Source organism: Pseudomonas sp. P4_C8 (assembly GCF_056401975.1).
The window spans coordinates 68477-92479 of record NZ_JBFUIH010000007.1; the positions used below are offsets into that span (position 1 = coordinate 68477).

18 protein-coding genes and 1 pseudogene are annotated in these 24003 nt (G+C 60.3%); 16 read left to right on the forward strand and 3 right to left on the reverse strand.

Annotation, left to right across the window (positions count from 1 at the left end):
* Positions 1-803: 803 nt before the first annotated feature.
* Positions 804-1091: a DUF3077 domain-containing protein gene (locus tag AC1DWM_RS06380; RefSeq protein ID WP_477794837.1), complete on the reverse strand. Its 288-nt coding sequence runs from the start codon at positions 1089-1091 to the stop codon at positions 804-806.
* A 560-nt stretch (positions 1092-1651) separates the two neighbouring features.
* Between AC1DWM_RS06380 and AC1DWM_RS06385 the strand changes: the two are divergent.
* Positions 1652-1834: pseudogene (locus AC1DWM_RS06385) on the forward strand (toxin-antitoxin system HicB family antitoxin); the annotation flags it as partial.
* 169 nt (positions 1835-2003) lie between these two features.
* Positions 2004-2333, forward strand: a complete 330-nt coding sequence (locus tag AC1DWM_RS06390) for a hypothetical protein (protein WP_477794838.1) — start codon at positions 2004-2006, stop codon at positions 2331-2333.
* Positions 2334-2362: 29 nt separating this feature from the next.
* Here the strand turns inward: AC1DWM_RS06390 and AC1DWM_RS06395 are convergent, their stop codons facing one another.
* Positions 2363-2962 carry a cupin domain-containing protein gene (locus tag AC1DWM_RS06395; protein ID WP_477794870.1) on the reverse strand — a complete coding sequence of 200 codons (600 nt, stop codon included), beginning with the start codon at positions 2960-2962 and terminating at the stop codon, positions 2363-2365.
* Between the two features lie 67 nt (positions 2963-3029).
* Positions 3030-4991 (reverse strand): oxidoreductase, encoded by a 1962-nt coding sequence (locus AC1DWM_RS06400; RefSeq protein WP_477794839.1) that lies wholly within the window; start codon positions 4989-4991, stop codon positions 3030-3032.
* Positions 4992-5208: 217 nt separating this feature from the next.
* On the opposite strand from AC1DWM_RS06400, the gene AC1DWM_RS06405 reads away from it, so the two are divergent.
* The 14 genes from AC1DWM_RS06405 to AC1DWM_RS06470 all read left to right on the forward strand — a co-directional run bounded on the left by AC1DWM_RS06405 (position 5209) and on the right by AC1DWM_RS06470 (position 23865).
* On the forward strand, positions 5209-6258 hold the full coding sequence (locus tag AC1DWM_RS06405; protein ID WP_223511367.1) for an ABC transporter substrate-binding protein: 1050 nt from the start codon (positions 5209-5211) through the stop codon (positions 6256-6258).
* 76 nt (positions 6259-6334) lie between these two features.
* The gene (locus tag AC1DWM_RS06410; RefSeq protein WP_477794840.1) at positions 6335-7117 is read left to right on the forward strand and encodes a class II aldolase/adducin family protein; all 783 of its coding nucleotides are present in this window, start codon (positions 6335-6337) and stop codon (positions 7115-7117) included.
* Positions 7118-7366: 249 nt separating this feature from the next.
* Positions 7367-8014, forward strand: coding sequence for a TetR family transcriptional regulator C-terminal domain-containing protein (locus AC1DWM_RS06415; protein WP_477794841.1), 648 nt, complete (start codon positions 7367-7369; stop codon positions 8012-8014).
* Positions 8015-8106: 92 nt separating this feature from the next.
* Complete coding sequence (locus AC1DWM_RS06420) at positions 8107-8823, forward strand: response regulator (RefSeq protein WP_477794842.1); 717 nt, start codon at positions 8107-8109, stop codon at positions 8821-8823.
* Between the two features lie 5 nt (positions 8824-8828).
* Complete coding sequence (locus tag AC1DWM_RS06425) at positions 8829-9602, forward strand: substrate-binding periplasmic protein (protein WP_477794843.1); 774 nt, start codon at positions 8829-8831, stop codon at positions 9600-9602.
* Complete coding sequence (locus tag AC1DWM_RS06430) at positions 9599-11860, forward strand: ATP-binding protein (protein WP_477794844.1); 2262 nt, start codon at positions 9599-9601, stop codon at positions 11858-11860. The genes AC1DWM_RS06425 and AC1DWM_RS06430 overlap by 4 nt, the downstream gene beginning before the upstream one ends.
* Positions 11861-12053: 193 nt before the next feature.
* Positions 12054-13466 (forward strand): amino acid permease, encoded by a 1413-nt coding sequence (locus AC1DWM_RS06435; protein ID WP_452625305.1) that lies wholly within the window; start codon positions 12054-12056, stop codon positions 13464-13466.
* A gap of 335 nt (positions 13467-13801) precedes the next feature.
* Positions 13802-14593, forward strand: a complete 792-nt coding sequence (locus tag AC1DWM_RS06440) for an enoyl-CoA hydratase/isomerase family protein (protein WP_223511378.1) — start codon at positions 13802-13804, stop codon at positions 14591-14593.
* Between the two features lie 41 nt (positions 14594-14634).
* Entirely contained in the window at positions 14635-15795 is a 1161-nt protein-coding gene (locus tag AC1DWM_RS06445; RefSeq protein ID WP_223511380.1) for an acyl-CoA dehydrogenase family protein, read from the forward strand.
* An 18-nt stretch (positions 15796-15813) separates the two neighbouring features.
* On the forward strand, positions 15814-17913 hold the full coding sequence (locus AC1DWM_RS06450) for an acetate--CoA ligase family protein (RefSeq protein ID WP_477794845.1): 2100 nt from the start codon (positions 15814-15816) through the stop codon (positions 17911-17913).
* Positions 17914-17923: 10 nt separating this feature from the next.
* Entirely contained in the window at positions 17924-19531 is a 1608-nt protein-coding gene (locus tag AC1DWM_RS06455) for a 5-guanidino-2-oxopentanoate decarboxylase (RefSeq protein ID WP_477794846.1), read from the forward strand.
* A 27-nt stretch (positions 19532-19558) separates the two neighbouring features.
* The gene (locus AC1DWM_RS06460) at positions 19559-20749 is read left to right on the forward strand and encodes a pyridoxal phosphate-dependent aminotransferase (RefSeq protein ID WP_223511385.1); all 1191 of its coding nucleotides are present in this window, start codon (positions 19559-19561) and stop codon (positions 20747-20749) included.
* Positions 20742-22157: an aldehyde dehydrogenase family protein gene (locus tag AC1DWM_RS06465; protein ID WP_477794847.1), complete on the forward strand. Its 1416-nt coding sequence runs from the start codon at positions 20742-20744 to the stop codon at positions 22155-22157. Before AC1DWM_RS06460 ends, AC1DWM_RS06465 begins: the two co-directional genes overlap by 8 nt.
* Before the next feature lie 106 nt (positions 22158-22263).
* Positions 22264-23865 carry an ABC transporter substrate-binding protein gene (locus AC1DWM_RS06470; RefSeq protein WP_477794848.1) on the forward strand — a complete coding sequence of 534 codons (1602 nt, stop codon included), beginning with the start codon at positions 22264-22266 and terminating at the stop codon, positions 23863-23865.
* Positions 23866-24003: the final 138 nt, after the last annotated feature.

The window sequence follows — 24003 nt, forward strand, 5'->3', positions numbered from 1 at the left end:
TGCTCCTGAGGTGTTCCAGAGGCTCTGAGGTGCTATCGTTGAGCCATTATTTATCTGGAAATGAAAGACTGCATGAGAAAGGTATTGTTTTTGGCTGCTGTGGTAGCAGCCGTAGCGCTTTCAGGGAACGCATACGCTCGTGGTAGCAGTTATGGCGGACATTCTTCGTACAAATCTAGTTATTCGGCCGGGAGTCGTTCTGATCATACTGTCAGTGGATATACGCGAAGTAACGGAACGTATGTCCGACCTTCCCACGCAACAAACCCAGATACCACCAGGAACAATAACTACAGTACGAAAGGGAATGCAAATCCGTACACCGGAAAATACGGCACCAAGCCTCGCGATTGAGGGTGGCAATGAATCGCTGATCTGAAATCCCTCAGAGGGTTAGCAACATTGCTCAACCATGTCTCCGACTGATAGCGCCAACCTTCTCAGATTCTTCAAAATCCCGTTGGGCCTGACTGCCAGACTTCAATGGTCGATTGATATGGCTCTTTGTCTGCGGCTACCAAAAACCGCTCAGGCGGTAGTAGCCCACTTGACTGAGCTTACGTTCGGCGCGGGGGACGTCTGTGATCTGCATGCCTCGGCTGGCAAGCAGAGCGCAAAGGTCACTGTAGGATCGAAACGGTTTTGGCGGGGCTAATTGCTGCAACAGCCCATGTCCCGGAAAAAAGAAGGCCCAAACATAATGCCGGACTAAGCCAACACCAGAGGTTTGGGCGCGATTGGGTTAATTGCCTTTCATTTACGCAATGGCGTCAATGCTGTGGATTCCCTCAGGGCGGCAGCCACTATTTTTCAGCCTTGTCCTTCCTGACGGGTTTAGGCGTAACGGCCTTAACCACATCATCAATCAGTGCTTTGCCCATTGCCGTCAAATAGTGCGCGGCCCAGGCATGACGGTCGGAGTTTTTTTCGTAAGCGGCGTCTTCTGTGAACGCTTTAGCCAGGAACAGAAAATCTGAGGCCTGTGCCAATGCAACGCTGATGGGCACTCCCGCGCTTACGTGGAACATTGCATTGTCTGAGCAATAAATGGGGGTGAAGCCGATCGTTTTTGCTTCTGCAGGTTCGGTCATTTTCCACCTCCAGTGAGGGGGCGGTTTTGGAAGAGGGCGAGCGATGGAGCATTACGCAACATGGAGTCGCGCGGAGAGAAAAGACCAGGTTTGTTCGGATTTACAGTGTGCATTTGTCCAACTCCTTGACATAAGGAGCTGCCACTTTCGTTACCAAGCGAATGGGTGGCAGCTGCGCGCAGGTTGGTAAACCGGGAGTCAAGGAAACCGGCACGCCAGAAGGCGTCCCACGCACAGCCGCCATAACACAAGTTCGCAGGCGTAAGACTGCCAGAAACTGTGAAGGAAGCGCTGTTGCGTAACTCGACGGGTTACCAAGCCCGATCGCTGAATGTTCAGCGACGACTGGAGAGTATCCCGCCGAATATATGGCCAACAAGGTGGCAACCTGCTCAAAAGCACAGCAAGCGTACCCCCTTACGCAACTCTCGGATTTTGCCTACAACTTCATCAAGAGTCACCCGGATAGTCTGGTAATCGTGCAAAACCGGAACGCCAGAAGCAAAACCCTACCTAGTTCGTGATGCGCGGGCTTTCCTTGAACAAGCAGGAGTCACCCCATGAACGTAATGAGTTACCAAGGCTATGCAGCCCGAATTGAATACAGCGACGAAGACAGCCTGTTTGTCGGCCACATCGCGGGCCTCAAGGATATCGTTGGCTTTCATGGAGAGTCAGTACGGAAGCTTCGAGAGGCCTTTGAGGAGGCCGTCACTGATTATCTGGATACGCGTGCCAAACTCTCGGCCCGGGTAGCACGCAATACTGACTGACGGTCGCTAAAGTCCACCAATCCGGTATCGCTCCCGCTCAGCGAGAACCAAAGCACCATTCCAAATTGAGAAAACAAGGCAAATCCACGTCATTAGCTATCATGCAATACACAGCAAATGCCCGGATGACGGAGGAAGAATGAACAAATGGCAACGGCTTTGGTTGTCTGTGAAGCTGATAGCAGCCGTAGCGGCCTGTGTGGCCGTTGGTGTTCAGGCTTTTTTCTACATGATGGACAGCTCTGACGCAGAGCAAATCCACCCGTTGAGTATTCTGGTTGTCGGGCTGATCTTCGGCTTCATCACCTTTGGCCTCCTCACATTCATTGAAAGAGGTGTGCGGCGATTAGCAGCCCCTTTTGTCACCGCCAGATCCCAACCTCAAGAGAAGGCTGATACCGATTCGGAGCTGGTAGCGCAGCCGCTCATCCTGTCTACTGACGATTCAGCTCAACAGAAGAGTCTGTGAGCTGACATTGGGCAGCCAATGCCAAACGCTCAAAACGTAGGCGGCGTAACCACCCAAATCACCACCGCATCCACATCCCCCGGATTCCCATACCGATGCGGTTCCTGGCTGGAAAAGCTGAAACTATCCCCTTCACCCAGCAAAAAATGCCGTTCCCCCACCCACAGCTCAAAACTCCCTGACAGCAAATACCCAGCCTCTTCCCCTTCATGGCTATAACTCGCTTGGCTATAAGACCCCGGCGGAAACCGCGAATGCAGCATTTCCAGCTGCCGATTCGGTTGCGGTGTCAGCAGGTGATCAACAATACCGTCTTCGTAATGCACGCTCATCCGGCTGTTTTTACGCACGACAATGCCGTCATCTTCCGGCGCCGTTTGCGTTTCGCTGGCAAAGAACCATTGAATGGTCACGCCCAGACTCCGGGCGATGTTGAACAGGGCAGGGATGGAGGGATAGGCGAGGTTGCGTTCTAGCTGGCTGATGTACCCCGCCGTCAACTCGCTCATCTGCGCCAGTTCGGCCAGGGTCATGCCCCGGCGTTTGCGCAGGCCACGAATCCGGGTGCCGAGGAAGTGCGGCTCAGCAGTGGCGCTGTCCTGTATGGGCGCGCCGGTGGCAGGCTGCATCTTGCTGCTGTTGCTCATGGCGTGCTCCAAACCGGGGGGCTGTCAAAACCCCGGAGTATAAACAGCCTTAAAGCTCCCACGCGACTTTCAAGCCCTCGTAAATGGCTTCTTCGGCGGTGCGTGGGGCGAGGCAGTCGCCGATGCGTCGAAACTCCACCAGGCCTTGCAACTCTGCGCCGAGGGTATCGACAGGTTGATGGCCTTGGCAGAGCACCAATGTGTCGATGTTTTCAAAAAGCATCGGTTCGCCGCTGGCGGTGTGTTGCAGGTAGACGGTGTTGTCGTCGCAGCCATACAGGCGGGCGTAGGGGGTGATCGGGATGCCGAGTTTGTGCAGTTCGCCGGCCAGTTGATCGCGCACGTAAAGCGGCAGGTTTTCGCCGCAATGGGTGCCGTTGACCGCTAGTTGCACTTGATGCCCGGCACGGACCAGACGTTCGGCGATGCCGGGGCCGATCCAGTCGCAGCGCCAGTCGACCACCATCACCGAACGACCGATTGGCACCTCGTCGCGCAGCACTTGCCAGGCGTCTACCACCTGCAATTCACCGCCGCGCTCGAACGCCGGCCAGTAGGGTTCGGCGCCGGTGGCGACGATCACCATGTCCGGCCGTTCGCGTTCCACCAGTGCCCGGTCGACGCGGGTGTTGCGCACGATGCGCACGCCAGCCAGTTCCATTTCGCGTTGCAGGTTGGTGCTCGCGCCGCCGAATTCCGCACGCTTGGGCAAGAGTTGCGCGAGCAAGACTTGGCCGCCGAGTTGCGAACTGGCTTCGTAAAGGGTCACGTCGTGTCCGCGCTGGGCGGCAACGGCGGCGGCTTTCATGCCTGCGGGCCCACCGCCCGCGATCATGATGCGTTTACGTTGCCTCGCCGGTTGCCGTTGTCCGAAGATCAGCTCGCGCCCGGTTTCCGGATGCTGGATGCAGGAGATCGGCAAGCCTTTGTGGAAGTGGCCGATGCACGCCTGATTGCAGGCGATGCAGGCCCGCACATCTTCGACGTGGCCGGTGTCGGTTTTGTTGGGCATTTGCGGGTCGCAGATCAGCGCGCGGGTCATGCCGCAAACGTCTGCCTGGCCGCGCGACAGAATCAGCTCGGCTTCCTGTGGCTGGTTGATGCGCCCGGTGACGAACAGCGGAATCGACAGGCTGGCCTTGAACGTGCCGGCTTCCTTGGCCAGGTAGGCCGCTTCGATCGCCATCGGCGGCACGATGTGCACCGCGCCACCCAAGGAGGCCGAGGTGCCCGCGACGATGTGCACGTAATCCAGCAGCGGTTGCAGCGATTGTACGGCGGCCAGGGATTCGTCCTCGGTCAGCCCTTCTGGATCGCGCTCGTCGGCGGAGATACGCAAGCCGATGATGAAGTGCTCATCGGTGTTGGCGCGCACGGCGGCGATCACTTCGCGTAGAAAGCGTAGACGCTGCTCCAGTTCACCGTTGTAGCCATCGGTGCGACGGTTAACGCGCGGGTTGATGAATTGCGCTGGCAGGTAACCATGGCTGGCGACCACTTCCACACCATCGATTCCAGCTTGATACAGGCGTCGGGCCGCGGCCCCATAACCGGTGACGATCTCATCAATCATCGTCTGATCCAGCGCACGCGGCATCACCCGAAAGCGCTCGTTGGGCACCGCCGACGGTGAATACGCGACCGCCAGCAGGCCATCGCTGGACTCCATGATTTCCCGCCCCGGATGGAAAATCTGCGACAGCACTACCGTGCCGTGAGCATGGCAGCTGTCAGCGATTTTTCGATAACCCTCGATGCACGCGTCGTCCGTGGCCATCAGCACGTGCGAGGTGTATCGCGCGCTGTCATGCACCCCGGCCACTTGCAGCACGATCAGCCCGACACCGCCTTCGGCTCGCGCGGAGTGATAGGCGATCAATTGCTCGTTGACCAAATTGTTGGTGGGCATCGACGTGTCGTGACCGCTGGACATGATGCGGTTTTTCAGGCGTTTTCCCCGCAACTGCAAGGGTTCGAACAGGTGTGCAAAGGCGGCGGAAGTGGACGGCATGGTGCGGGTACTCCAGGCGGGCTGAAGCCGAAAGGCCGGGTTTTCGGCGTTGTTATTATTTGCCTATAGAAATTTACCTTCAGTAAAAAATCAACTTGTTTTTTTACTTGCGCTCGAAGTAGATTCATTTGGCGCCTGCACCTGGGGCGAACCTCACAACAATAAAAAGGGGTCACGGCGGCATTGAGTCGCATGGCACCCGCAAGAGGAACCACTGATGAAATCGAACACGCTCAAGCACGGTTTTTATCCCTTGATGCTGTCCCTGGCCATGGGCTTGGGCAGCGCTCAGGCAGCGCCGGACATGGTGGTGGTGGGTTACGGCGGTGCCGGCCAAAAGGCTCAGGATGTGGCGTTCTTCCAACCATTCAGCGTCGCGGATCACAGCAAGCTTATCCAGAGCGAATACAACGGCGAGATGGCTCGGATCAAAGTGATGGTCGACACCGGCAATGCCGATTGGGACGTGGTGCAGATCGAAGGCCCGGACCTTATGCGCGGGTGCGACGAAGGCATGTACGAGAAACTGGACTGGACCAAACTCGGCCGTGCCGAGCAATTGATTCCCGATGCCGCGCAGGCGTGCGGTTCGGCGGCGCTGGTGTGGAGCGTGGCGATTGCCTACGACACGCAGAAGCTGGCGCAGGCCCCGACGTCATGGGCCGATTTCTGGGACGTACAGAAAATCCCCGGCAAGCGCGGCCTGCGTAAACGTGCGGTGTACAACCTGGAATTCGCCTTGCTGGCCGACGGCGTGAAGGTCGAGGACGTGTATTCCGTACTGAATACGCCGCAGGGTGTCGACCGCGCCTTCGCCAAACTTACCGAGCTCAAGCCCTACATCCAGTGGTGGGAAGCCGGCGCGCAACCGGCGCAATGGCTGACGGCCGGAGATGTGGTGATGACCTCCACCTACAGCGGACGTGTGGCCGCAGCTGCGCAAAGCGGTAGTCATCTCGACCTGGTGTGGCCGGGCAGTCTGTATGGCATGGATTATTGGGCGATCATCAAAGGCTCCAAACATGTCGATCAGGCCAAGCGTTTTATCGCCTTCGCCAATCAGCCGGATGCACAGGTCAAGTATGTGGAGCAAATCCCTTACGGTCCGACCAATACCGAGGCTGCCGCGAAACTGGACAGTAAACTCGCGCAATGGGTGCCCACCGCGCCGCAAAACCTGAAGGGTGCGCTGTCGATGGACGTGGCGTTCTGGGTTGATCACGGTGAGGAACTTGAAGAACGCTTCAACGCCTGGGCCAGCAAGTAATCGCAAGCGGCTGGACGTCGTAGCGCGTCCAGCCTTACTGTTTCGCCCAGTCGATCAGCCTGGAGACTTAAAAATAATGAACGAGATCGCCACGTTTTCTCAGCGCAGCGCCACCGAGCAACGCCTGCGCGAGGAATTGGCCGCCTGTTACCGATTGATCGCGCACTTTCGCATGACCGATCTGATCTTCACCCACATCTCGGTGCGCCTGCCGGGGCCTGAGCATCACTTCCTGATCAATCCGTATGGGCTGATGTTTGATGAAATCACCGCGTCCAATCTGGTGAAGATCGGCCTGGATGGCCGGGCTGTAGAGGCATCGCCGTATCCGGTGAATCCGGCGGGGTTTGTGATTCACAGCGCCATTCACGGTGCTCGCGAAGACGCGCAATGCGTGCTGCACACCCACACCAAATCCGGTTGTGCGGTCGCCGCGTTGAAATGCGGGTTGCTGCCGGTGAATCAGATCTCGATGGAGTTCTATGGCCGGGTTGCTTACCACGACTATGAAGGCGTGGCGCTGGACATGAGTGAGCAGCAGCGTCTGGTTCAAGACCTCGGTGACAAACCGGTGTTGATGCTGCGCAACCACGGTTTGCTGACCGTGGGTGACACCGTCAGCCAAGCCTTTTTGCGCATGTATTACTTGGAAAAAGCCTGCGAAATCCAGCTTGCCGCGCAAGCGGCCGGTGAATTGGTTTTGCCGCCGGCGCAGGTTTGTGAACACACCGAACGTCAGTTCAACGACCCTGGCCGGCCGCTGGACGAAGGCGAGTTGAGCGACCCGGATGCTATGCAATTGGCGTGGGCTGCGATGCTGCGCCTGCTTGATCGGGTGGCGCCGGGTTATCGGGATTGACCTTTGGCTCTGTACTGGGTGGGCTGGCCCCATCGCGAGCAGGCTCACTCCCACAGGGTTTTGTGTGTCGGGCATCCATAGCCGGTTTACACAGATCAAATGTAGGAGTGAGCCTGCTCGCGATGGGCGCGACACGGTCTCAGAGCCATGCAACCGACTAGAGACTTGCCACCCTCTTGCTGTACAGTCGTTCAGCGCGCGGATTAACCCACCGCGTCCCTAACGATTGATCCACGGAGAGTGTCGCGCATGAGTCAGGAAGCCCGTTTTTCCCGCATGGAGCCGGAGTTGCGCAAGGCCAATCTGATCGAGGCGACGCTGGTGTGCCTCAAGCGCCATGGCTTCCAGGGCGCCTCGATCCGTAAGATTTCCGCCGAGGCGGGCGTCTCGGTCGGGCTGATCAGCCATCACTATTCCGGCAAGGATGCACTGGTGGCCGAGGCCTACCGGGCGATTACCGGCCGCGTCATGAGCTTGCTGCGCGACGCCATGGCACACGCGGCACCCAACGCCCGCGAGCGTCTGTCGGCGTTCTTCCGCGGCTCGTTTTCCGCCGAATTGCTCGATCCGCAATTGATCGATGCCTGGTTGGCGTTCTGGGGCGCGGTACGCACGGCGGAGTCGATCAATCTTGCGCACGAGCATTCCTACGGCGAGTACCGTGGCATCTTGCGCAAGGTACTGACCGAATTGGCGCAGGAAGAAAGCTGGGAAAATTTCGACGCCGATCTGGCCGCCATCAGCCTCAGCGCATTGCTCGACGGTTTGTGGCTGGAGTCGGGTCTCAACCCCGGCACGTTCACGCCGGAGCAGGGCATCCAGATTTGCGAGGCCTGGGTCGACGGATTGCAGGCCGGTGGTCGCCAACGGTTTTGCGTCCAGACGACGGGTTGTTGATCGGTCGTTCAGCTGTCGATACTCTCTGGCGCCAATGCAACAAAACACTCTAATAAGAAATACGCCTTCGGGCATACGCGGGACACCATGCGATGACTCCTCGGGTATTGATCGTCGACGACGATCCGCTGATACGCGAACTGCTGCAGGCCTACTTGTCCCAAGAGGGTTATGAGGTGCATTGCGCCGCCACGGCGGAGCTGGCCGAAACTTTCCTGGCGAGCCAGACGGTCGATCTGGTAATGCTCGATATCCGCCTGCCGGGCAAGGACGGCCTGACCCTGACCCGGGAGCTGCGGGTGCGTTCGGAAGTCGGGATCATTCTGATCACCGGGCGCAACGACGAAATCGACCGCATCGTCGGCCTTGAATGCGGCGCCGATGATTATGTGATCAAACCGCTCAACCCGCGGGAACTGGTGTCCCGGGCAAAAAACCTGATACGCCGGGTTCGTCACGCTCAGACGCCGCAACCGGCAGTGGCCATCGCCAAACCGGTCAAACAATTCGCCACTTGGGCGCTGGACACCGACCGCCGACGGCTGATCGACCAGGCCGGCAGCGAAACCCTGCTGACCCACGGCGAATACCAGTTACTCAGCGTGTTTTTGCGCAACAGTGGCCACACCTTGAGTCGTGATCAACTGATGGACCAGATCCGCAATCGCGAATGGGTGCCCAACGATCGCTCCATCGACGTGCTGGTCGGACGCTTGCGCCGCAAGTTGCATGATGACCCGGCCGAGCCGCAGTTGATCATTACCATTCACGGCGCCGGTTACCTGTTTACCGCCAGCGTGGCGGCCTGAGCCCGATGTTGCGTGTGCTTGGCCTGCTGTGGGCACTGGCCGCGAACAGCGCGATGGCGGTGGAAACAGTTCGCTACTGCGACTATCCGGTGTACCCGCCGATCTCCTGGAGTGACGGCAAACACGTGCGCGGCCTGGCCCCGAGCGTGGTGAAAAACCTTTTTGGGCGACTGGGCTACGACGTCGACATCATCGTGCTGGGTAACTGGAAACGCTGCCTGCTCGACGCCGCCGAAGGCCGGGTCGATGTGGTGTTGGCCTACAGCACCGCGCAACGTGAACAGAGCATGGTTTTTTCGACGGTGCCGGTGTTGCGTGAGGAGGTTGCGTTGTTCATCAATCGTCAGCACCCGGTGAAATTCGAGCGTCTGGAGGACCTGGCAAATTACCGTGGCGGGTTGTTGTTCGGTGAAAGTTACGGCGTGGATTTCGACCGTTTGGTCGCCCAACACCAGAACATCGAATGGGTTTCTGACAGTGGCCAGAACTTCGGCAAACTGATTCGCGGGCGAATTGATTTCATCACCTCGGAACGGCGCACCGGGCAGCTTTACGTCGAGAATCTGCCGGGCGCTCAAGACATCGTCGCGCTGCCCAATGCCTTGAGCGTCGACTATTTGCGGGTGGCTGTGTCGCGCAAGTCGCCGTTGGCCAAGCGCATGCCGGACATCGATGAGCAACTGAAACGCATGGTCGATACCGGGGAGGTCGAGCGTTTGTTGAATGAAAGCGAAGTCACCTACCGCGACATGATCAACCTGCCGGCGAATTCCAAATGATCCGCGCCCGGCCCGGTGGACTGTTGCGGCGTCTGCTGCTGTTCATTCTGTTGTTCAGCCTGTGTTTCACCGTGCTGGCGAGCACCGTGCAGCTGTACTTCGAGTACCGCCGCGAAATGCGCGACATTGACTCACGCATGGAGCTGATTCGTGCCGGTTATCTGGCCAGTCTGGAGCGCAGTCTTTGGGACTTGAACCAGGAACAATTGAACGTGCAGCTGCGGGGGCTGGTGGACTTTTCCGACGTGGCGCGGGTACACCTGACCAGCCCCGATTTTGATCTGCTGCAAGGCAATCCCGAACCGATCGGGCCATTACGCATCGAGCGTTTTGAACTGGATTATCAACCGCCGACCGGGCCTTCCCGGCACTTGGGTCAGTTAGAAGTCAGCACCGATCTGGGTGCGGTGCATCAGCGCCTGTATGCCACCGGTTTGACCAGCCTGTTGTGGATGAGCGTGTTCCTTTGCGGTCTGGCGGTGGCGTTGTCGGGGCTGTTTTACCGCTTGGTCACCCGTCACCTGCAAGTCATGGCCGAATTTGCCCGGCGCATCGCCGCCGGTGACTGGCACGAGCCCTTGCACCTGGACAAGCGCCGGCATACCCACGAAGACGAAATCGACACCGTGGCCCACGCGCTGGACGATATGCGTCGGGCGATTCTCAGTGACATTGACCGCCGCGAAACCGATCGGCTGGCCCTGCAAGACAATCGCGATGAACTGCTCAGGCTGGTCGAGCGCCGCACCGCCAGCCTGATGCGCGCCAAGGACGAAGCCGAGGCCGCCAACCTCGCCAAGTCGCGGTTTCTGGCGACCATGAGCCACGAGTTGCGCACCCCGCTCAACGGGATTCTCGGCATGGCCGAGTTGCTGCGCGGCGCACGTCTGGATGAGCTCGACGGCAAACGGCTGGATGCGCTGTACAAGGCCGGGGAAGGGTTGCTGTCGATTCTCAACGAGGTGTTGTATTTCGCCCGATTGGAGGAGGGCGTCAGTCATCCGGAACCGGTCGATTTCTCGATCCGGCAACTGCTCGACGAGGTGTTGACCCTGCTGGAACCGCGCGCGTTGAGCAACGACACAACGCTGCATTGCCGATTCGATCCGCAGGTTGCCGACCGGCACCACGGCGCCGAGCAATTCTTGCGTCAGGTGTTGAGCAACTTGCTGGCCAACGCGATCAAGTTCACCGAAGGCGGCAAGGTTGAGGTCGAGGTGGCGCTGCTGGCCCAAGTTCCGGGACAGAGCGGGCAACGCTTGCGCATAAGCGTCACGGACAACGGCATCGGCATCGCCCCGGCCATGCAGGAAAAGATTTTTGAGCGCTTTACCCAGGCCAGCGAAGAGGTGGCGCAACGCTTTGGCGGAACCGGGCTCGGGCTGGCGATCAGCAAGCATCTGGTCGAGCAATTGGGCGGACAGATTGGCGTCGAAAGCGAAGTCGGGCGGGGCAGTTGTTTCTGGTTTGAACTGACGTTGCAGGCGTCTACCGGCATTACCGTTGTGGTGCAGAATAGCGAAACCGTGCGGGCACTGAATATTCTGGTGGTCGAGGATGTGGCGCTGAACCGTGAAGTGGTCAGCGGCTTGTTGCAGCGCGACGGGCATCAGGTTTGGCTCGCCGAAGAAGGCGAGCAGGCGCTGGTGCAATGTGCCGGGCAGACGTTTGATTTGATCCTGCTCGATGTACACCTGCCGGGCATCAGCGGCGTCGAGCTGTGCAAATTGATTCGCCACAACCAAGGTCCTAACCGTCACACCCGCATCTTCGCCCTGACCGCCAGCGTGCAGCCGGCCTTGATGCGCGGTTATCTGGAGGCCGGGATGGATGGCATTCTCGCCAAGCCGCTGAAGCTCGAAAACCTGCGACAAGCGCTGGCTGGGCAATTGCCGGTATCTGCGCCGCAGCCTGTTGACGAGGCGATGGATTGGCCGTTGCTGGACACCCATCGCACCTTACTCGGTGAACAGAAACTTCAGGGCTTGCTGGCGGTGTTGCGCGATTCGATCAGTCAGCATCGCGAAGCACTGACCGAAGCCATCGAGGCCGACGACTGCACCGAAGTCGCGCACCTGGCGCATCGCCTGGCTGGCAGCAGCGACTCATTGGGATTTCGCGCTTTGGCCAATGTGCTGCGCGCTTTGGAAGAGGCCGCGATGGCCAATGATGAGCAGACTTTGCGGACCTTGGCCCCGCAGGTTCATGCGCAACTGCAGCGTTCGCAACAAACACTGGCTGAGTTGCTGCACCGCTGACGTACAAGTTTGTTACGACTTTTTACAACTTCGATCTTTACGGTCAACGGGACCTTACATGGGCTTCCAATAATCGACGCAACCGCCACAGCGCGGTCTTCGAAGCTTATTGGAGATAATAATAATGAACTGCCGTAAAGCTGATCTTTCCCCGCGCCATGCCGCGCACCTTGCTGATAATTGAGGTGTGGACATGAGCAAATCTACCGAAACCAAAGGCATCCAACTGACCCGCGCCCTGAAAAGCCGGCACATTTTCATGCTGTCGCTAGGCGGCGTGATTGGCACCGGGCTGTTCATGGGCTCTGGCGTGACCATCAATCAGGGCGGCCCGGTGGGAGCGATTCTGGCGTATCTGGTTGCCGGTTTCCTGATGTACCTGGTCATGGTGTGCCTGGGCGAGTTGTCCGTACAAATGCCGGTGTCCGGCTCGTTTCAAACCCACGCGACCAAATTCATCGGGCCGGCCACCGGTTTCATGATCGGCTGGGTGTACTGGATGAGCTGGGCGACCACCGTGGGGCTGGAGTTCACGGCGGCGGGCATGTTGATGACGCGCTGGTTTCCTGCGGTGCCGATCTGGTACTGGTCGGCGTTGTTCGTGGTGGTGCTGTTCGGTTTGAACGCACTGGCGACCCGCGCCTTCGGTGAAGCGGAATACTGGTTTTCCGGGATCAAGGTCGCGGCGATTCTTGGCTTCATCGTGGTCGGCGTGCTGGTGATCTTCGGCGCAATCCCGCTGACCAGCGGTGCACCGGCACCGATGATGAGTAACCTTATAGGCGACTCACTGTTCCCCAACGGCCTGTCGGCGGTGTTCGCGGTGATGATGACCGTGGTCTACGCCTTCCAGGGCTGCGAGATCATGGGCGTGGCCGCCGGCGAAACTGATCAACCGGAAAAAAGCATCCCGCGTGCGGTGCGCAACGTGGTGTTTCGCGTGTTGATTTTCTATGTGCTGGCGATTGTGGTGCTGTCGGCAATCGTGCCGTGGCAGCAAGCCGGTTTGATGGAAAGTCCGTTCGTGCAGGTGTTCGACATGGTCGGCATTCCGTACGCCGCTGACCTGATGAACTTCGTGATCCTCACGGCGATTCTGTCGGTGGGTAACTCCGGGCTGTACGCCTCGACGCGCATTCTGTGGGCGATGTCGAAGACCGGTATGGCGCCGAAAAGCCTGTCGCCCTTGAGCAAGCGCGGCGTGCCGTTACGAGCGCTAAGCATCACGTTGTGTTTTGCGCTGGTGTCGCTGATGACCAGTTTTGTCGCGGCAGACACGCTGTTCATGGTGCTGATGGCGGTGAGCGGCATGTCGGGCACCGTGACCTGGATTGTGATTGCGCTGGCGCAGTACAAATTCCGCAGGGCGTATCTGCGTGATGGCGGAAAACTCAGTGATTTGAAATACCGCGCGCCGTGGTTTCCGCTGCTGCCACTGACGTGCATTGCGTTGTGCTGCTCGCTGTTTGTGTTTCTGGCGCTGGATGAAACGCAAAGGCCTTCGTTGTACTGGGGCTTTGGGTTTATCGCGCTGTGCTATGGCGCGTACTTCCTGATTCATCGCAAGCGCGAAGCGGTGCTGGCGCCGAGTTTGCCGACCGCATAACTGCCACAACATACCTCCTGTGGGAGCGAGCCTGCTCGCGATAGCGGTGGATCAGTCAACAGAGATGTTGAATGTGATGCCCTCTTCGCGAGCAGGCTCGCTCCCACAGTTGTTTTGCGGTGGGCAAGTGCGTTGTGGTCAGTTGTTCAAAGTTGTAACAGATCTCCTGCGATGAAAGCTCACATAAGAAAATAAACTAATTAAAACAATGACTTATTAGATTTATTTGGCTGTTACAGCCAATTCCATCCCCAATTGCCGCCTTACTGAACACTCGTTTAGTATGGCCTCAAGTCGCATCACCTCAGACCAATCAAAATAATTCGAGGATTCGCATGACTACTCAATCTTCTCTGCTCAGTCAGGTCGAAGCCGGCATTGCCTGGATCACCCTCAATCGCACTGCTCAGCGCAATGCGTTGGACATCCCGACCCTGAAAAACCTCCACGCCTTGTTGGACATTTTTAACGCCGACCCCGCCGTGCGAGTCGTTGTGCTGACCGGCAGCGGTCGCAGCTTCTGTGCCGGTGCCGACCTCGCCGAGTGGGCCGAAGCCGAAGCCCGTGGCGCCCTCGAAACCTACGGCTGGACCGAAACCGCTCACGCCTTGATGAGCCGTTTGTACAGCCTGGACAAACCCACCATCGCGGCCATCAACGGCACCGCCGTCGGCGCGGGGATGGACCTGACGTTGTGCTGCGACCTGCGCATCGCTGCGCAATCGGCGCGCTTCAAGGCAGGCTACACCAGCATGGCCTACTCGCCGGACGCCGGTGCCAGTTGGCATCTGCCACGGCTGATCGGCACCGAACAAGCCAAGCGCCTGCTGTTCCTCGACGAGTTGTGGGGCGCCGATCGCGCCCTGGCTGCCGGCCTGGTCGGCGAAGTCTGCGCCGATGAGCAACTGTTCGACGTCACCACTGAACTCGCTTCGCGCCTGGCCAACGGCCCGACATTCGCGTTTGCCCAGACCAAAAAACTCATGCGTGAAGGCGCCCAACGCAGCCTGCCGGAGCAACTGCAAGCCGAGTTGGCCGCCGGCCTGTTGTGCGGTCGCAGCGAAGACGGCAACGAAGCCCTGCGCGCCTCCATCGAAAAACGTCCGGCCAGTTTTATCGGTCGATAAGCCCCGACACCACATTTAGTACACGAACAACAGGTAGCCCCATGAATTTCCAACTGACCCAAGAACAAGAAATGTTGGTGGACGCGGTACGCAGTTTTGTCGCCAAGGAGCTGCTGCCGCATGAGGAAGCGGTCGACCGTGCCGACGAAGTCTCCCCGGAGCTGGCGGCACAGATTCGCGGCAAGGCCATCGCGGCCGGTTTCTATGCCTTCAACATGCCGGAAGAAGTCGGCGGTGGCGGTCTGGACTACCTGTCCCAGGCGCTGATCGAGCGTGAACTGTCGAAGGTGTCATGGGCGCTGCATGTGTTCGTCGCACGGCCGTCGAAAATCCTCATGGCTTGCACCGGTGATCAAATCAATGACTACCTGTTGCCGTGCATCCAGGGCGAGAAAGTCGACTGCTTTGCGCTGACCGAACCGGGTGCTGGGTCTGACGCCAACGCGATCAAGACCCGCGCCGTACGTGAGGGTGATGACTTCATTCTGAACGGTAGCAAACACTTCATCAGCCATGCAGGTCACGCCGATTTCGCCATCGTCTTCGCGGTCACCGACACCTACGAACACAACGGCCGCAAGCGCAACGCCGTGACCTCGTTCCTGGTCGATCGCAACACGCCGGGCATGACCATCCGCCGTGGTCCGAAGTGCGTGAGCAACCGCGGTTACCACACCTACGAAATGTTCTTCGACGACTGCCGCGTACCCGCTTCCAAAGTGTTGGGTGAAGTCGGCAAGGGTTGGGACGTGGCCAACGCCTGGCTGACTGCCGGGCGCGTCATGGTCGCCGCCAACTGCGTTGGTCAGGCGCAACGTGCGCTGGATGTATCGCTGCAATGGGCGGCGGATCGCAAGCAGTTCGGCCAGCCGATCGGCACCTATCAGGGCATCTCGTTCAAGCTCGCCGACATGGTCACGCAGATCCGCGCGGCTGAACTGCTGACCTTGCACACCGCCTGGAAAATGGACCAGGGCACCATGACCGATGGCGAAGCCGGCATGGCCAAACTGTTCGCCAGTGAAGTGCTCGGCAAAGTGGCCGATGAGGCGGTACAGATTTTCGGTGGCATGGGCCTGATGGATGAATGTCCGGTGGAGCGCATCTGGCGTAACGCGCGGATCGAGCGCGTCTGGGAAGGCACCTCGGAGATCCAGCGCCACATCATTTCCCGCGAATTGCTGCGGCCGCTGTTGCGCTGATCGGCCCGGAGAATATCTATGTCGCAGACGATTCGTGACAACCTCAAACGCCTGCTCGCACCGCGCCATCTGGCGTTTGTCGGTGGCCGCAGCATGGCCCGCGCACTCAAGCGCTGCGCTGAAGGTGGCTACCTGGGTGAGATGTGGCTGGTCAATCCGCAGCACGACACGCTAGAAGGCGTGCCGTGTGTGCGCAGCATTGCCGAACTGCCGTGCGGCCCGGACGCGGTGTTCATCGCGACCAACCGCGAGCTGACCCTGACCTGCGTCGCCGAACTGGCGGCCAAGGGCGCAGGCGGAGTGATCTGCTACGCCTCCGGGTTCGCCGAGACCGGCGCCGAAGGCCTGGCCTTGCAGCAACAGTTATTGAAAGCGGCCGGCACCATGGCTTTGCTCGGTCCCAACTGCTACGGCTTGCTCGACTACCTGCACAGCTCCGCGCTGTGGCCGGTGGCCCATGGTGGCAAACCGGTGGAGAAGGGCGTCGCCGTGCTGACCCAGAGCGGCAACTTCGCCTACAACTTGTCGATGAGCGACCGTTCGCTGCCGGTGGCCTACATGGCGTCGGTCGGCAATCAGGCACAATTGGGCATCGCCGAACTGATGGACGTGTTGCTCGATGAGCCGCGCGTCACCGCCATCGGCTTGCACCTCGAAGGCCTGAAAAACGTGCCGGGTTTCGCCCGCGCCGCGCACAAGGCGCTGGAGAAAGGCATCCCGATCATCGCCCTGAAAACCGGCGTGTCGCAGATTGGTGCCGAACTGGCACTCAGTCACACCAGTTCGCTGTCCGGCTCCGATGCGCTGTACGACAGCCTGTTCGCGCGCCTTGGCGTGATCCGCGTCAGTGGCCCGGTGAGTTTTGTTGAAACCCTGAAAGCGGCAGCGTGCGGCAAGTTACCGGCGGGCAACAGCTTGATCGCGCTGGCCTGTTCGGGCGGCGATGCCGGGCTGATTGCCGACTACGCCGAGCGCAATGACTTGAGTCTGCCCAAGCTCGATGAAGGCCAAGTCGGAGAACTGGCGCAGGTGCTGCCAAGCTACGCCAACCTGGTCAATCCGCTGGATTTCACCACGGCGATCTGGGGCGACGGCGAAGCCTTGAACCGCATGCTCGACAGCGCCCTGCGCACTGAAGCCGACGCAGCGATGCTGGTGCTCGATTACCCGGCGCAGTTCACCGGCGAACGCAAGGAATGCGACCTGCTGCTGGAGTTGTTTTGTGCCGCGCTGGTCCGCCACGGCAAGACCGGATTCGTCACCTCGGCGTTTCCGGAACTGCTGCCGGCCCATGCTCGTGAACGTCTGCATGCGCAGGGCGTGGCGGCGTTGCAAGGGGTGGAGGATGGCTTGGCGGCTTGGGGCCGCATTGCCGGTTATCAGCGCAATCGTCAGGCACTGCTGGCGCTCGGTGAATCGGCGCTGGTGCCGTACTGTCCGCACGCCTTGGTCGGCGAAGGACGCCTGCTCAACGAGTGGGATTCCAAGACTGCATTGCGCGCCTTTGGCCTGCCGACGCCCAACGGTGTACTGAGCACGCCGGATAAAGCGTTGAGTGACGCCAATAAGCTGGGTTATCCGCTGGTGCTCAAAGCGGTCAGCGCGCAATTGCCACACAAAACCGAGGCCGGTGCCGTGGCGCTGAATCTCAAGGACTCCACCGCCCTGAGCGCTGCGCTGGAAAAAATGCGCGCAAGTATTGCCGAGTACGCGCCGCAAGTGCCGTTCGATCAAGTGCTGCTGGAGCCGATGGCTAAACCGCCCTTGGCTGAATTGATCGTCGGCATCAAACGGGAAAACGACTTCGGCCTGGCCCTGGTCATCGGTGCTGGCGGGATCCTGGTGGAGTTGCTCAAGGACAGTCGCAGCCTGCTGCTGCCGACCACCGACGGCGCCATCCGCAAGGCCGTATTGAGTCTGCGCAGTGCCGCGTTGCTGCAAGGTTTTCGCGGTCGTGAAGCGGCGGATCTGGATTCGCTGGTCGCGGCGATCCGTGCGGTGGCCGATTACGCCTGCGAAAACGCCGCGCAGTTGCTGGAACTCGATGTGAACCCATTGTTGGTCGGTGCCGCCGGCACGACTGCGGTCGACGCGTTGATTCGCCTCGGCCACGAATGAGGAATTGAATATGCAAACCACAACATTGACCGGCGGCCAGGCTCTGGTACGTCTGCTGGCCAACTACGGCGTCGACACCGTATTCGGGATTCCCGGCGTACACACGCTGGAGTTGTATCGCGGTCTGCCCGGCAGCGGCATTCGCCACGTCCTGACTCGTCACGAGCAAGGCGCCAGTTTCATGGCCGACGGCTATGCGCGGGTCAGTGGCAAACCGGGCGTGTGCTTCATCATCACCGGCCCCGGCGTGACCAATGCCGCGACCGGTATCGGCCAGGCATATGCCGACTCGATTCCGATGCTGGTGATTTCCAGCGTCAACCACACCGCCAGCCTCGGCAAAGGGTGGGGCTGCCTGCACGAAACCCAGGACCAGCGCTCGATCACCGCGCCGATCACCGCCTTCTCGGCGGTCGCATTAAGCGCCGAGGACCTGCCGGAATTGATCGCCCGTGCTTACGCGGTGTTCGACAGCGAACGTCCGCGTCCGGTGCACATCTCGGTGCCGCTGGACGTGCTGTCCGCAAAAATCACCCGTGACTGGAGCAACGACGTCGTGCGCCGTCCCGGGCGAGGCGCCGCGTCAACCACGGCATTGGAGGAGGCCGTAGCCAAACTGCAAAACGCCAAGCGGCCGATGATCATTGCCGGTGGCGGTGCGTTGAATGCGCAGCAATCACTGCAAGACCTCAGTACCCGACTCGCTGCACCACTGTTCACCAGTGTTGCCGGCAAAGGCTTGCTGCCGCCGGATGCACCGCTGAACGCCGGCTCGACTTTGTGCGTGGAACCCGGCTGGAACCTGATCGCCGAAGCCGACGTGGTGCTGGCGGTTGGTACCGAAATGGCCGACACCGATTTCTGGCGCGAACGTTTGCCGCTGAATGCCGAACTGCTGCGCGTAGACATTGACCCGCGCAAGTTCAACGACTTCTACCCGTGCGCGGTGGCGATGAATGGCGATGCGCAGCAAACCCTCGCCGTGTTGTTGGAGCGTCTGCCGTCCACCGCGCGCGATGCCAGCGTGGCGATTGCTGCCGTCGCGGCTTTGCGTGACGCAGTGAAGGCAAGCCATGGCCCGTTACAGTCGATCCACCAGGCAATTCTCGACCGTATCGCCGCCGAGTTGCCGGAGGATGCGTTCATCAGCACTGACATGACCCAACTGGCCTACACCGGCAACTACGCCTTCAACAGCCTGGCGCCACGCAGTTGGTTGCACCCCACCGGTTACGGCACCTTGGGCTACGGCTTGCCGGCGGGCATCGGTGCCAAGTTCGGCGCGCCGCAGCGGCCAGGTCTGGTGTTGGTCGGCGACGGCGGTTTTCTCTACACCGCGCAAGAGCTGGCGACCGCCGTCGAAGAACTCGACAGCCCGCTGGTGGTGCTGCTGTGGAACAACGACGCGCTGGGACAGATCCGCGACGACATGCTTGGGCTCGACATCGAACCGATTGGCGTACTGCCGCGCAACCCGGATTTCGCCGCCCTTGGCCGCGCGTTCGGTTGCACCGTGAACCAGCCGCAAAGTCTGGCCGAGCTGCAAACCGATCTGCGTCACGGTTTCAAGCGTAACGGCGTGACCTTGATCGAACTCAAGCACGCGTGCGCGCACTGATTTTCATTTTCTGGCAGAGGTATCGCCATGCGCTTTTCCGATCTGACTCAACGTATCGCCGGTGACGGCGCCGCCGCGTGGGACATTCATTACCGCGCACTCGCGCTGCAAGAGCAGGGTGAAGACATTCTGCTGCTGTCGGTAGGCGACCCGGATTTCGACACGCCTATGCCGATTGTGCAGGCCGCCATCGACAGCCTGTTGTCCGGCAACACGCACTACGCTGACGTGCGTGGCAAACGCGCCCTGCGTGAAAGCGTCGCCAAACACTACGGACGCCGCAGCGGCCAGCAGGTCTCGGCCGATCAGGTCATCGTGCTCGCCGGCGCGCAATGCGCGTTGTTCAGCGTTGCCCAATGCGTACTCAACCCCGGCGATGAAGTGATCGTCGCCGAGCCGATGTACGTGACCTATGAAGCAGTGTTTGGTGCCTGTGGCGCGGTGGTGGTGCCGGTGCCGGTGCGCCCCGAAAACGGTTTCCGCGTGCTGCCTGAAGACGTCGCCGCCCGCATCACACCGCGCACTCGGGCACTGGCGTTGAACAGCCCGCACAACCCATCCGGCGCCAGTTTGTCGCGCGCCACCTGGCAAGCGTTGGCCGACCTGTGCATCACCCACGACCTGTGGCTGATTTCCGATGAGGTCTACAGCGAGTTGCTATTCGACGGTGAGCACGTCAGTCCGGCGAGTTTGCCGGGCATGGCCGAGCGCACCGCGACGCTCAACAGCTTGTCGAAATCCCACGCCATGACCGGCTGGCGAATCGGCTGGGCGATAGCACCACCAGCCCTTGCTGCGCACCTGGAAAACCTCGCGCTGTGCATGCTCTACGGCTTGCCGGATTTCGTGCAGGACGCCGCCGTCGTCGCCCTCGAAAGCAACTTGCCAGAACTGGAAGCGATGCGCGAAGCCTATCGCCAACGCCGCGATCTGGTTTGCGAATGCCTGGCCGATTGTCCCGGCGTGCGTGCCTTGAAACCCGATGGCGGGATGTTCGTGATGGTCGATATCCGCGACACCGGGCTCAGCGCCCAGGCATTTGCCGACCGCTTGCTCGACCGCCATGGCGTCTCGGTGCTGGCCGGTGAAGCGTTCGGCCCGAGCGCCGCCGGGCACATTCGCCTGGGGCTGGTGTTGGACGCGCAACCATTGCGTGACGCTTGCCAGCGCATCACCCGTTGCGCCACTGAACTGATGGAAGCTCACGTCTATGCATAACCACACAACGCTGTTTATCGATGGCCGCTGGCAAACCCCATCGGGGCAGGGCATCGCCGAGGTGATCAACCCGGCCACTGAAGAGATCGCAGGCACGGTGCCGCTGGGCAATGAGCGCGATGTCGACAACGCGGTGGCCGCCGCACGCAAGGCGTTCAGTTCATGGTCGCGCACGCCGTCGAGTGTGCGTGCCGGTTACATCCGCGCCCTCGCCGAGCAGTTGCGCGCACGGGCCGACGAGATGGCATCCGTCATCACCGCTGAGTTGGGCATGCCGGTGCAATGGTGCCGCTCGGTGCAGGTCGACGGCCCGATCATCGGGCTGGAGCAATACGTCGAACTCGCAGGCCTGATGGACGAAGTCCGCGAGGTCGGCAACTCGCTGGTGATACGTGAAGCGGTGGGCGTATGCGCCTTCATCAACCCGTGGAACTACCCGTTGCATCAACTGATCGGCAAGCTCGCCCCGGCGCTGGCCGCTGGTTGCACCGTGGTGGTCAAACCCAGTCAGGAAACCCCGCTGCACGCCTTTTTTCTGGCGCAGATGATCGAGTCCATCGGCTTGCCGGCCGGTGTGTTCAACCTCGTCAGCGGGCCGGGTTCGAAGGTAGGTGAAGCGCTGGCCAAACACCCGGACGTGGACATGGTGTCGTTCACCGGTTCCACCGGCGCCGGGGTTCGTGTGGCGCAAGCGGCCGCGCCATCGGTGAAACGGGTGTGTCTGGAACTGGGCGGCAAGTCGCCGCTGCTGATTGCCGAAGACGCGGATCTTGCTGCCGCTGTGCGCTACGGCGTGCAGGACGTGATGATCAACTCCGGGCAGACCTGCACGGCGCTGACCCGCATGCTGCTGCCGGCCAGTCGTTACTCCGAAGCGGTGGAACTGGCCATCGCCAAAACCCAGAGCTTGCGCATGGGCGATCCGCTGGACCCGCAGAGTTTCCTCGGGCCGATGTGTTCGGCGGCGCAACGGCGCACCGTGCGTGATTACATCCAGGTCGGCCAGCAGGAAGGCGCACGGCTGGTCTGCGGCGGCGACACGGCTGGCGAATTCGAGCGTGGTTTCTACGTCAGCCCGACGCTGTTCGCCGACGTCGACAACCGTATGCGCATCGCCCAGGAAGAAATCTTCGGCCCGGTGCTGTGCCTGATTCCTTACGCCGATGAAGCGCAGGCAATTCAAATCGCCAACGATTCGCCGTTCGGCTTGTCCAGCGGTGTCTGGGCCGGCAGCCCTGAGCGCGCCTTGCATCTGGGGCGGCAGTTGCGTGCCGGGCAGTGTTTCCTCAACGGAGCGGCGTTCAATTATCAGGCGCCGTTCGGTGGCTACAAACAATCGGGCAATGGTCGGGAGTGGGGCGAAGAAGGACTCAACGAGTTCGTTGAAGTGAAGGCGATTCAGGTGTGACCGTTGACGATTCAATTGATCTGCGCACCGGGCCATGGCCCGGTGCCTTGCGTGGCTTTAAACCGGCAATTCATTACTTACGCTGCTTTTGATCGGGGGCAATGCAATGAGCGATAACAAAAACAAGATTACTCAAGCGAACCATGAATTCAGTTTTCCTCGTCGGGACTTCCTCAAATACAGCGCCGCTGCTGCGGCCGTAGCGGGGGCGTTTTCCATGGGGTTGCCGATGGGGGCTTTTGCGCAAGAAGCGACGCCAAAACCCGGCGGCGTGTTGCGCCTCGGCCTGGCGGGCGGCAGCACCACCGATTCGAAAGATCCCGGCTCCTGGAGCGACACCTTCACCTTCGTCGGCTTTTCGGCGGTCTATAACACCCTCACCGAAATTGCCGTGGACGGCAGCGCGATTCCGGAACTGGCCGAGAGCTGGACGTCAACCCCGGACGCACGTATCTGGACTTTCAAGCTGCGCCAGGGCGTGAGCTTCCATAACGGCAAAACCCTGACCGCCGAAGACGTGGTCGCTTCGATCCAGCATCACCTCGGCGAAAAATCCACCTCGGCGGCCAAGACTGTGTTGGGCGATGTGGCCAAGGTCAGCGCCCAAGGCAGCGACAGCGTGGTGTTCGAATTGCATTCGGGCAACGCCGATTTCGCCTATGTCGTCGCCGATTACCACTTGGTGATCATGCCGGCGAAGGACGGCGTGCCGGATTGGCAGGCAGGTGTCGGCACCGGCGGTTATCGCCTCAAGGACTTCGAACCGGGCGTTCGCATGGGCCTGGAACGCAGCCCGGATTACTGGAAAGCGGGGCGCGCGCATTTCGCCAGCGCCGAATTGATCGCGATCTCCGACGGCGCGGCGCGGATCAATGCGCTGGTCACCGGGCAAGTCGATGTGATCAACAAGGTCGACCTGAAAACCGTGGCCTTGCTCAAGCGTAATCCGAACCTGGTGATCGAAGAAACCAAAGGCGCCCAGCACTACACCTTCCCGATGTTGTGCGACAGCCAGCAGTTCCAGAACAGCAACATTCGCCAGGCCATGAAGCACGCGATCAATCGTGAAACGCTGCTGGCCTCGGTGCTGCATGGCTACGGTCTGGTGGGCAACGATCATCCGATCCAGCCGGGCAGCCGTTTCATCAACAGCGCGCTGGAGCAGCGTGCTTACGACCCGGACAAGTCGCGGTTTTACCTGCGCCAGGCCGGTGTCGATTCGCTCAAGGTCAAGCTGCAAGCTTCCGACGCGGCGTATGCCGGGGCGGTGGATGCATCGGTGCTGTTCAAGGAGCAGGCGCGTCAGGCCGGGATCGAAATCGATGTGGTTCGTGAACCGGCGGACGGGTTCTTCTCCAACGTCTGGATGAAGCAACCGTTCACCACCTCGTTCTGGTACAGCAGCCTGACCGCCGACCGGATGTTCAGCATCGGTTACGCCAAGGGCGCGGCGTGGAACGAAACTCATTGGGACAACCCGCGCTTCAACCAGCTGCTGAATACCGCCCGTGGCGAGATGAACGACCCGCTGCGCCGTGAGATGTACAACGAAATGCAGGCGCTGTGCCGCGACGATGGCGGGGCGATTGTGCCGTTGTTTGCGAGCTCGGTGGCGGCACGTTCGAATCGCGTCGCGCACGGCGGCCAGACCGCGCCTTACGGCGAACTGGACGGCCTGCGCGTGATCGAGCGCTGGTGGCAGGCGTAAAGGGTTTTTGTAGCAGCTGGCGAAGCCTGCGTCCGGCTGCGAAGCAGTCGTGAATTCAGTGCATGCGGTGTTTCAGGTAAATCGAGCAAACAGGGTTTACGACTGCTACGCAGCCGGACGCAGGCTTCGCCAGCTGCT